Genomic DNA, 6,889 nt, shown 5'->3' on the forward strand with positions numbered 1-6,889 from the left:
TGGCAGGAGAATTTTCCCAAAGCACTGCTTGAAGTTTTTGCATAGGCGTAGCCCACCATGTCTTCAGCCGGTGCTTCCCAACTTTTATTTAACTGTCTGACCAAATTTGAAAATATTTATCATCAAGCAATTCAGTAGTTTCCAGACAATTAATTTAGCTATTGGCTCAAAAATATGCCAATTTGGCTGAATATATTATTAATAGAGCGTAATTTATATATATACATCCTCAAAGGTTGCAAAATAATACTAATCTTTTGTGACTTACTCAGGATGAATATAGCAGTTAGCAATTAGTGTCAAATCTTGGAAAGTTACAGTTTCCGAATTATGCACAGTCAATGATTAAGAGGTAATCTTGATGTTTGACTACATCAAGAATTGGTAATTTCTGCAAATGCGTGATTAGTAACTTTTGTTTCTTGATGACTCAATTGTTGCAGTGCCTTTGCTAAATCAGTTGTGATGCTTTTTGCATCTTGTTTTATACAGCCATTCATGTAATCCGCGACTTTAATTGGAGAGCCAATGTCAATACTCACATCTGTACCCCAATTGGGATAAGGTTGGCTGTAGTTAATTCCTATGGGTATAATTTTCACTCCCAGTTCGGAATGACTAGATTCAGCACTCAAAGCAAGACGAGCAATTCCCGGCTTCAACTGGTGAACTTGGCCATCACGAAAAATGTTACCTTCTGGAAAGATTACCAGGGTTTTTTGCTGCTGAAGTAGCTCTACTCCATGTCGTAGCGTGCGGATTGATGGATGCTTAGAATTTACAGGAAACCCCCCCAAACGTTGGACAAACCAGCCTTGCAAACCTTGGCATTCGTCAATAGTCACCATAAATCGCAAGTCTTGTTTTCTCAAACAAGCGGTAGCGTAGGGTACAAGCAAGGCATCCCAACGCGCCCGATGGGTAGGCGCGAGGATCACAGGCCCAGTTGCGGGGATATTTTTTTGTCCGGTTATTCTAATTTGTCCAAAGAATAATGGTAATAGGCAGTGACGCCCTAATAAATATGCCAGAGGACTTAACCAAGGAGAAACCCTTGAGGTAGTACCAGCTACCGGATGATTTTCTGGTGTGTGCTGGCAGGTATCGGATGAAGAATAAAATTCCATCATGACGGATGCAGCTGATTGACGGGTAAAATTTAACGGAAAGTCTGATTAGTTACACCGTAGATTCTCTTGCGTGACTTGTCTGGTACTAGATGGACAGTTTTACCTCTGTCCGTTAGTTTACCTTACGTCGCCTAGTAGCAAACCAAGCCTGTAATTGTCGACGACAAGCCGACTCTAGAATGCCTCCGATTACTTGGAGACGGTGATTAGAAGCAGCACTATCGGGTATGTTAATAACTGTACGAATTGCGCCAGTTTTTGTATCGTCTACTCCATATACCAGGAGTCCTAGTCGTGATTGGACGATCGCACCTGCACACATCGGGCAAGGTTCGAGAGTTACATAAAGGGTGCATTCATTAAGATGCCAATTTTGTAAAGTTGTTGCAGCTGTCTTGATAGCGAGAATTTCCGCATGAGCAGTAGGGTCTTTGTCGCGCTCTTTTCTGTTTTCTCCTTGTGCTAGCAATTTGCCTGTTGAATCAATGATAACAGCACCTACAGGGATTTCACCTGCTTCACCTGCTGTTTTTGCTAATTCTAGGGCATAATTCATCCATTGTTGATGTATAAGATATTCCGTATACTTAGTTAGCATATTCTTATCAATTCGATATTACTTGCCCTAAAGATGGGCAAACTTGTATTACACTTTTCTGGCACTTTGTCAAGCTAGTAATGAAAAGTTTGTAGTAATGATTTTAGTTCTCAGAAAATAAGGACTAAAGTCCTCACTACGAACTTGCTTACCGAGCAATTTAAAATCCAAAATTGCCCAACATTGCATGACTAAAGAAATTGTTGGGGGCTAATTTGATTTCTAAATAGCGGCTTGGGCTAAAAGGGGATCGAGTTGACTTTGTGTGTCTAGCTGATATAGGTCATCGCAGCCACCAATGTGCTGGTTATTGATAAAAATTTGTGGTACGGTGCGGCGACCGTTGGCGCGTTCTGCCATTTTAGCTCTGGCTGCTTCGTCGCCGTCGATTTTGTATTCAGTGAAATTTACACCTTTCCACCACAGCAGCATTTTGGCTCGAATGCAGTAAGGACAAGTTTGCCAGGTGTAAAGTTCGACGTTGGCTTTGACTCGCTCTGGATGGCGATTTAAGAGGGGATTAAGAAAGTCCAGCATATTTTTTAAGCAAGGTTTTAACTATGTCTCTAGCCTAGAACATTGCTTACCGCATCGGCGCTGGAACCCACTTTTGGAAACCCTCTAAATGATTCCAGTAAGCCAAATATCCAGTCAATGCCCAAATTAGAGCGGCTACTATCAGCACTGCTACGCCAATTAGCCGCCAAGTTCGGTTGGTTTTCCAATAAAGAGTTGGTGCTGCAAAAATACCACCTAATCCAGTTAAAATAAAGCCGATTCCTGATAAGAGTGGTTGCTTTGTCAAATTCAAGTTGATGATACGGATACCGACTACGATCGCAACTGCACCAGCAAAGAAACCGTAAATTGCTATTGTCAATAAATCCCAACCTTGAGCCAGGGCGATCGCAGCTGCCACAAACAAGATTCCAAATAAAACACTTGTCTCACCGAAGGCAATGTTAAAGCTACCCATTACTGGCCAGGTAAAGCTCATGTGTAAACCAGTTGTGAGTGCGATCGCACCCGTAATTCCAAATCCTGGAATCCACGATCTTTGATTAGAATTATCTATACCACGATACACATAGTCAGCCAGGAGAAATAACCCAGCTACCATGTTGATTAACATGAGGGTGATGTAGTCGATAAACACGATTTACCTCTGAATTTGACAAGTTATTTACTCTGCGCCTCGTTCTTTAGTTTTTAGTGAATTTACCAGCTTTTTTGTTTATTATTTTATACCTAAAGATAGATACTGAAGAACAGCAACCTTCTAGATATACACTGCTACTTATTTGTGCCAGTTTTTAACTGAGTTACTTGTGAACAGGTTTTATACTGGAGTAATTATGAGTAAATATGAGTAAAAAACCAGGATGTGTTAACTGGCACTTTTCTAACGAGTTAGCAGTAAAACTTAACTTTCTTCCACGTGTATCCGCCCTTTGGTAGACTTGAAAACTGAAATAGGCAGATGAAACGACGCAAATTCAAGCAGCTGAGAGGGCAAACTCTGTGGAAAATACACTTGGGTTAGAGATTATTGAAGTAGTAGAGCAAGCCGCGATCGCATCCGCAAAGTGGATGGGGAAAGGCGAAAAAAACATCGCTGACCAGGTAGCTGTGGAAGCGATGCGGGAGCGGATGAATAAAATCCACATGCGCGGTCGCATCGTGATCGGGGAAGGCGAACGTGACGACGCGCCGATGCTATACATCGGGGAAGAAGTTGGTATCTGTACCCAACCAAATGCCGAAAGTGTCTGTAACCCTGATGAATTAATTGAAATTGATATCGCCGTTGACCCCTGTGAAGGTACCAACTTGGTAGCCTATGGACAACCTGGTTCGATGGCTGTCTTGGCAATTTCTGAAAAGGGTGGATTATTTGCTGCTCCTGACTTTTACATGAAGAAGTTAGCAGCACCTCCCGCAGCTAAGGGCAAAGTAGATATCAACAAGTCAGCCACGGAAAACCTGAAGATTCTCTCTGAGGTTTTAGACCGGAGTATTGAAGAACTTGTTGTGGTAGTAATGAAGCGCGAACGCCACAACGATTTAATTAAGGAAATCCGTGAGGCTGGAGCGAGAGTCGCCCTAATTTCAGACGGTGATGTGGGTGCAGCTATAAGCTGCGGTTTTGCTGGAACCAATATCCACGCTCTGATGGGTATCGGTGCTGCTCCTGAAGGCGTAATCTCAGCAGCAGCAATGCGTGCTTTGGGTGGACACTTCCAAGGTCAACTGATCTACGATCCAGCTATAGTCAAAACAGGTCTGATTGGAGAAAGCAGAGAAGCCAACATCGATCGCTTAAAGTCTATGAATATCAATGACCCCGATAAGGTCTATGATGCTCATGAACTAGCATCTGGTAAAACTATTCTGTTCGCGGCTAGCGGCATTACCAGTGGTAATCTCATGCAAGGTGTACGTTTCTTCAAAGACGGGGCAAGAACTCAAAGCTTGGTAATTTCCAACCAGTCGAAAACTGCTCGATTTGTTGATACAATTCACTTGTTTGGTGAACCAAAAGTTCTCCAACTGAACTAATTTCTAGGGAATGGGGAATGGTAAAAGTAGAGGTAAAGCATTTGGAAAGAAATGTTTCTATAAAACGGAAAAATCATCACCAAAAAGCTTTATCTTTACAGTAGTTAGTAGTTAGTAGTTAGTGATTAATGATTGGTTGGAAAACTATCAACCAATAAACAAAAATTCCCCATTCCCTATTCTCACTTAATGCCAGATTGCCAACTACCAACTAGTAACTACAATTTAGCAAATGAATATAGCAGTGGTGGGGTTAAGCCATAAAACAGCCCCAGTAGAAGTCCGGGAAAAACTGAGCATTCCAGAACCACAAATTGAAAGTGCGATCGCTCAACTGGCAAGTTATCCTCATATTGATGAAGTTGCAATTCTTAGCACTTGTAACCGTCTGGAAATTTACATTGTTACCAGTGAAGCAGACCAAGGTATTCGGGAAGTAACGCAGTTTCTTGCGGAATACAGTAAATTACCCGTGCTTTCTCTGCGACAACACTTGTTTATGTTGCTGCATGATGATGCCGTGATGCACGTTATGCGGGTAGCAGGTGGTTTAGATAGTCTAGTACTTGGAGAAGGTCAAATTCTGGCTCAGGTGAAGACTACTCACAAACTAGGACAGCAATATAGTGGTATAAAAACCATTTTGAATCGATTATTTAAACAAGCGCTGACTGCTGGGAAGCGGGTTCGCACTGAAACTAGTATTGGTACTGGGGCTGTCTCGATCAGTTCGGCTGCTGTGGAGTTAGCACAGATAAAAGTAGCAAATTTAGCAGCTTGCCGAGTGGTAATTTTGGGTGCTGGTAAAATGTCGCGGCTACTGGTGCAACACCTAATTTCAAAAGGTGCTGTGGAAATTAGTATTGTAAATCGCTCTCGCGATCGCGCCCAAGAATTAGCAAAGCTGTTCCCTCAACAACCGATCAAAATTCATCCACTATCGGAAATGATGAGCGTAATTGCCGATAGCGATTTGGTGTTTACAAGTACTTCCGCAACAGAGCCAATACTTGACCGTGCCAAATTAGAAATGGTTTTAGAAGTTCAGCGCTCTTTAATGTTATTTGATATTTCTGTGCCGCGTAATGTTCATGCGGATGTAAATGAATTGGAAAATGTGCAAGCGTTTAACGTGGATGATTTGAAGGCAGTAGTAGCGCAAAACTACGAAAGCCGACGGAAGATTGCACAGGAAGCAGAGAAACTTTTAGAAGAAGAAGTGGAAGCCTTTGATATTTGGTGGCGTAGTTTAGAAACTGTTACCACTATTAGCTGTCTGCGAAATAAAGTCGAAACCATCCGCGAACAAGAGTTAGAAAAAGCTTTGTCGAGATTGGGTTCGGAATTCGCCGAAAAACATCAAGAGGTGATTGAGGCATTAACGCGGGGAATTGTCAATAAAATTTTACATGACCCGATGGTGCAATTGCGATCGCAGCAAGATGTGGAAGCTAGACGGCGCTGTATGCAAACTCTGCAAATGCTGTTCAACCTCGATGCCGAGGAACAGTTTAGTTAAATTAAGCAAGAACCCCGACTTGTGGTGAGAAGTTGGGGTTGTGAGCGAATCGGTTTTAAATTAGATATACTTCTAATTAGATAGATGTCTAATTAGAAGTTAGTTATGCAACCAGAGCAATTTAACATATTACTGCGCTTTTTCAAGGCATTAGCGGATGATAGCCGATTGAAGATTGTAGGTATCCTGGCGAATCAGGAGTGCAGCGTCGAAGAATTGGCGGCGCTACTGCAACTCAAGGAACCGACGGTATCTCATCATTTAGCGAAACTTAAAGAGCTAAATTTGGTAACAATGCGTCCCGAAGGTAATAGCCGCCTGTACCAATTGGATAGCGAGGCTTTACAAAGCATTAGCAAGGAAATTTTTACACCTGAGAAAATAGCATCCTTGATTGAGGATGTGGATACTGAAGCTTGGGAAAGCAAAGTGTTAAAAAACTATTTCGAGGACAATCGCCTCAAAGAAATTCCTGCTAGTCGGAAAAAGCGTCTAGTTATTCTTAAGTGGTTAGCAAACCAGTTTGATGTAGGAGTCAACTACCCTGAACGTTTGGTAAATGATATTCTCAAACGCTACCATATTGACTGCGCCACCCTGCGGCGAGAGTTAATTGCTTGCCAGTTAATGCAGCGAGAAAATGGGATTTATTGGCGTACAAAATAGATATGAAAGATGAATAAACCGCAGCAATCATAGGTTGTATTTTTATGCAGTTAGAAACACAAAAATTTTATTATACACCTGAAGAGTATTTAGAACTTGAAGAAAAGGCAGAATATAAAAGCGAATACCGTGATGGAGAAATTGTACCGATGACGGGTGGCACTACAAATCATAATAAAATTGTAGGCAACTTTTATGCTTATTTGAAGTTTGCTTTAAGAGGCAATAATTATGATGTTTATATTGGTGATGTGCGTTTGTGGATACCCCGTTATCGGCAGCATACATATCCTGATGTGATGGTGATTGAGGGACAACCTATTTATAGAACCCATTTGACATCTTTTACTGTGTTGAAGTAAAGTGAGCGCAAAAGTTGTATAAAGTAGTAATGCCATACTCTAGCAGCCTCACAGA

General features: G+C 41.8%; 7 protein-coding genes and 1 pseudogene. 4 read left to right on the plus strand and 4 right to left on the minus strand.

Translation table 11 applies throughout. From position 1 onward, the window contains the following. Positions 1–374: 374 nt before the first annotated feature. The 4 genes from V7K53_RS27680 to V7K53_RS27695 all read right to left on the minus strand — a co-directional run bounded on the left by V7K53_RS27680 (position 375) and on the right by V7K53_RS27695 (position 2,884). Positions 375–1,130: a lysophospholipid acyltransferase family protein gene (locus tag V7K53_RS27680; RefSeq protein WP_335200691.1), complete on the minus strand. Its 756-nt coding sequence runs from the start codon at positions 1,128–1,130 to the stop codon at positions 375–377. A gap of 112 nt (positions 1,131–1,242) precedes the next feature. Beyond that, positions 1,243–1,728, minus strand: a complete 486-nt coding sequence (gene tadA, locus V7K53_RS27685; RefSeq protein WP_335200692.1) for a tRNA adenosine(34) deaminase TadA — start codon at positions 1,726–1,728, stop codon at positions 1,243–1,245. A gap of 222 nt (positions 1,729–1,950) precedes the next feature. Beyond that, complete coding sequence (grxC, locus tag V7K53_RS27690) at positions 1,951–2,265, minus strand: glutaredoxin 3 (RefSeq protein ID WP_069070140.1); 315 nt, start codon at positions 2,263–2,265, stop codon at positions 1,951–1,953. A 46-nt stretch (positions 2,266–2,311) separates the two neighbouring features. Next, positions 2,312–2,884 carry a DUF981 family protein gene (locus V7K53_RS27695; RefSeq protein WP_335200693.1) on the minus strand — a complete coding sequence of 191 codons (573 nt, stop codon included), beginning with the start codon at positions 2,882–2,884 and terminating at the stop codon, positions 2,312–2,314. 365 nt (positions 2,885–3,249) lie between these two features. On the opposite strand from V7K53_RS27695, the gene glpX reads away from it, so the two are divergent. The 4 genes and pseudogenes from glpX to V7K53_RS27715 all read left to right on the plus strand — a co-directional run. Further along, positions 3,250–4,287: a class II fructose-bisphosphatase gene (gene glpX, locus V7K53_RS27700; RefSeq protein WP_334766671.1), complete on the plus strand. Its 1,038-nt coding sequence runs from the start codon at positions 3,250–3,252 to the stop codon at positions 4,285–4,287. 232 nt (positions 4,288–4,519) lie between these two features. Then, positions 4,520–5,806 (plus strand): glutamyl-tRNA reductase, encoded by a 1,287-nt coding sequence (locus V7K53_RS27705; protein ID WP_335200694.1) that lies wholly within the window; start codon positions 4,520–4,522, stop codon positions 5,804–5,806. Positions 5,807–5,911: 105 nt separating this feature from the next. Further along, positions 5,912–6,472 (plus strand): DUF2087 domain-containing protein, encoded by a 561-nt coding sequence (locus tag V7K53_RS27710; RefSeq protein WP_335200695.1) that lies wholly within the window; start codon positions 5,912–5,914, stop codon positions 6,470–6,472. 44 nt (positions 6,473–6,516) lie between these two features. Next, positions 6,517–6,798: pseudogene (locus tag V7K53_RS27715) on the plus strand (Uma2 family endonuclease); the annotation flags it as partial. Positions 6,799–6,889 lie beyond the last annotated feature (91 nt).

Origin of the sequence: Nostoc sp. (genome assembly GCF_036917355.1) — a bacterium.
Taxonomy (GTDB): domain Bacteria; phylum Cyanobacteriota; class Cyanobacteriia; order Cyanobacteriales; family Nostocaceae; genus Nostoc.

Coding starts and splice junctions, on each gene's coding strand:
- V7K53_RS27680 (WP_335200691.1), bottom strand. CDS start 1,130: ATGATGGAATTTTATTCTTCATCCGATACCTGCCAGCACACACCAGAA.
- tadA (WP_335200692.1), bottom strand. CDS start 1,728: ATGCTAACTAAGTATACGGAATATCTTATACATCAACAATGGATGAAT.
- grxC (WP_069070140.1), bottom strand. CDS start 2,265: ATGCTGGACTTTCTTAATCCCCTCTTAAATCGCCATCCAGAGCGAGTC.
- V7K53_RS27705 (WP_335200694.1), top strand. CDS start 4,520: ATGAATATAGCAGTGGTGGGGTTAAGCCATAAAACAGCCCCAGTAGAA.
- V7K53_RS27710 (WP_335200695.1), top strand. CDS start 5,912: ATGCAACCAGAGCAATTTAACATATTACTGCGCTTTTTCAAGGCATTA.